The 3211-nt window shown below is 58.2% G+C and carries 2 protein-coding genes and 1 pseudogene; all 3 read right to left on the bottom strand.

Translation table 11 applies throughout. The features are described 5' to 3' along the window. Positions 1 to 148 precede the first annotated feature (148 nt). Positions 149 to 653, bottom strand: a pseudogene (locus HV796_RS41110) (IS630 family transposase); the annotation flags it as partial. Between the two features lie 295 nt (positions 654 to 948). Continuing rightward, positions 949 to 1479 (bottom strand): IS110 family transposase, encoded by a 531-nt coding sequence (locus HV796_RS45120; protein WP_246356367.1) that lies wholly within the window; start codon positions 1477 to 1479, stop codon positions 949 to 951. A gap of 129 nt (positions 1480 to 1608) precedes the next feature. Then, positions 1609 to 2307, bottom strand: a complete 699-nt coding sequence (locus HV796_RS41100) for a hypothetical protein (RefSeq protein ID WP_175233396.1) — start codon at positions 2305 to 2307, stop codon at positions 1609 to 1611. Positions 2308 to 3211: the final 904 nt, after the last annotated feature.

Genomic DNA, 3211 nt, shown 5'->3' with positions numbered 1-3211 from the left:
GTGGATTCCGGTTAGCTGGTTGTTACTCTCGACAAGCAACATTCTCAGCCAACCGCCACCGCCTTCTCAATTCCCCGCCTCAACCCCATACACCAGATCCGACAATAGCTCTGGAATGCACATGGGAACGCGGGTGGGGAACCAGCTAGGCATTGATCGCGGAGGTCTTGTGCGTGCCGTAGTTGTCCATCACCAGATGCACGTCCAGTTGGGGCAGCACGTTGGCCTCGATGGTGAGCAGGAACTGCAGGAATTCACTGCTGCGATGACGTCGATGCAGTTCGCCAATGACTTCGCCCGCGGAGATGTCCAGCGCCGCGAACAGTTTGGTCGTGCCGTGGCGCATATAATCGTGCGTGCGTCGCTCAGGGATGCCCGGGACCAGCGGCTGTATGGGCTGAGTGCGGTCCAGCACCTGGATCTGGCTCTTCCCGTCCACGCACAACACCATGGCCTTCAATGGCGGATCTAGGTACAGCCCGACGATATCGCGCACCTTGTCCACAAAAAATGAATCAGCGGAGAGCTTGAAGGTCTCCTGAAGATGCGGCTGTAATCCGAAGGCACGCCAGATTCGCGACAAAGCTGTCTGTGACAGCTTTGTCGCGGGCCATTGTGCGCGTGCTCCAGTGAGTCGCGCCCGTGGGTACGGTCAGTATCCGCCGGACGTGGCTGTTGCCCGTCTTGGTGATGCCACCGCGGCGCTCGCGCTTGCCGCTGGAGTGTTCGCTGGGTACCCGGATAGGCCATCAGTTGGGGCGGGCCAGCAAACCGTGCGAGATCACTGAGTTCGGCCCCGACGGTCAAGACTGATGCCGCGTAGCGCCATCAACGCCTAGATCACCGGCCAGAGCGCGCTGACGTGTGCCGCCGTCTCAATTCGTGGTCGAGGCTGACCACGCGCCTGCCTCAGGCCTGCACCGTGTCGATATATTCGCGCAGTACGATCTATTGCTCCGGCCGGGCGAACTTGATGCGCTCCAGCCAGCGGCAGTGGGCTTGTGTCCACCGGGAGCGGCCCGCGTAGCGATGGCCATGGCGCGACAGAAATGACAACAGCCGTTGCTTGGCCTGATGTCGCAGATGCTTGATGTCCTCACACGCACGGGTCAGATCGCGCAGCGCCTCCTGTGCGTGATCAGGAATCCATACGAGGCTCAACTCGCCGACGCAATGCAGGCGCGCCAGGCTTAGGGCATCGCGCCGGTCGGTCTTCACACGTTCGCCCGGCTTCTTCGGAATCAGCGAGGGCGCCACGACCTGGCACTCCTGCTTGAGCTCCTGCAGCTGTCGGAAAATGGTGTAGCCACAGGGGCCGGCTTCGTAGCAGAACGCAAGCCGGCCCGTGCCCCGCTTGATCTGTCCAACGAGTTTCGCAATGGCCTCGGGTGTGCTCACGATCTCGCCCAGATACCGCACTTCGCCAGCCGTGTCGGCGACCGCCACGGCAATGGTTTCCTGATGTACATCCAGGCCCACGTACTTGCTAAATCCTTCATGACCTGCCCCCCTCAATGCGGCTCTGAGGCGCGGTGCAACCCACCTCAAGCTTAATCCGCGTACCTTGAGGTGCGGCAGGTCCATACATGATCTCTAGAAATAGCCTTCTTAAAGGGCTGCCGGCACTGCTTTCCCCGTTTTGGGATCAAGGCCCAGGTAGTTACGGATGTGCTCGGTGTTTCGTTCAGAGTACTGCGTCCTTCGTAGTCTGGTGTTGCTCATGTACGTGCCACCGAAGCCGAGAACACCTTGGTCGGCGTCCGCATGCGTAGCCTTTAACTGGTGTCCTATTTCGTGTCCCAAAGTGCTCGTACTATTCATTGAGAAATAACCCGCCGTCTCTTGCGTCCCCCCCCTGCTGGGCGGCTGCTTATTCACAGGCACCGCGACAAAATATTTGTCTCTGGACGTTACGGAATACTTGCCTGGCCGCTCGATATTTTTTCTGGCAATAAATCGAGCAACGTCGCCTATCACTTTAGCGCCATACTTTTCGATTGCCGGGGCAGAGTAGTCTCCCTCCTTGACTACGGGGAAATCTCCCTTGTAACCGAAATGGAATTTGAACTTCGTTTCCAAATCGGGGGCAACCCGTCGCATCTCGTCTCGCCAAGGCGCCACCATGGTAGCGACAACGGACTTCTTGAAGTTATCGCGAGACTCCTTTTGCTCAGCCGAGGACATTCCGCGCTTGTTAGTGATCTCGCCGGGTACCAAGATCGTGATCTTGAGTGGACCATCATTCCGTCGTAGCGGTTGACTCATCCGCTCTAGAACCTCTAGTTCTTTAGGTGACATATCTCCCATTGCCGATCTCATTTTCTGAAATACTTCGAGACGAGTGACCGCATCGGGTTGACGTTGGCTCGCGGATCTAGGCCGCGGTCCGGCACCGACAAGAACGGGAGTCCGCTCCAGAACGAGCTGATTGGTGCGAGTCTGAAGATAACTTGTGAAAGTTGGAAGCGTCAGGCTAGGCCTGGATAGCGTGTTATTGATCAAGATATTGAATGAAGGAGTTGAGTGCGGAAATGTAGCACACCGCCTGGTATCTATTCCGCCCGTAATTTCGCCAGCAGGGGGGGGGGGCGGCTAAACTCCCGGACTGGTTTATGCCGCAATTCCAAGACTCTAACGGACAGATCCCGCATCGTTGGCGCGACGGTCGAACGCTGTTTACAATATGCCCATGCCCATTGACGCCGTTCACCGTGGGCAAGCAACGTCCAGTACCCTGGTCCCGTCGATCGTTGATGCGATGTTCGCCGACGAATGCCTCATGGACGGGCTGAGAGTTGCGATTCCACGCCCCGAGTTGCATCTCGTTGTCAGGTCGGACCTTCGGCAAGCGGAGGATTGGACATTCATGTGCTCGGGGCGCGCGCCAACGCGTAACCCGAAAGATATTCACAAAGGGCCGTGGACCATCCTGGCCGGTCTCCGGCTGGGCAAGGCGAGTGCGGTAATCGGAGCGCCGCCGAGCGCAAAACCTGTACGACGATCTGGCGACGGCGACGAAGGCTACCGATGCGGCGATGATTCTGGAGCGAGCCATTGCGGCACGACTGCCGCCGACGGCCTGCAGCCGGACCACTCCTAGCTATTGAGTTTCCCATAAAACATGACAACCGATTCGATGCTGGCGCGTTATATCTCTAACGGATTGAATGGAGATACGCGCCATGGCAAAGAAGCCGTTGGACGAGGCAAC

The sequence above is a fragment of the Paraburkholderia humisilvae genome, assembly GCF_902859855.1.
Taxonomy (GTDB): Bacteria; Pseudomonadota; Gammaproteobacteria; order Burkholderiales; family Burkholderiaceae; genus Paraburkholderia; species Paraburkholderia humisilvae.
Note: the sequence above shows the minus strand (reverse complement) of the source record. Positions and strands in the feature narration are given on the sequence as shown.

Coding starts and splice junctions, on each gene's coding strand:
- HV796_RS41100 (WP_175233396.1), bottom strand. CDS start 2,307: ATGGGAGATATGTCACCTAAAGAACTAGAGGTTCTAGAGCGGATGAGT.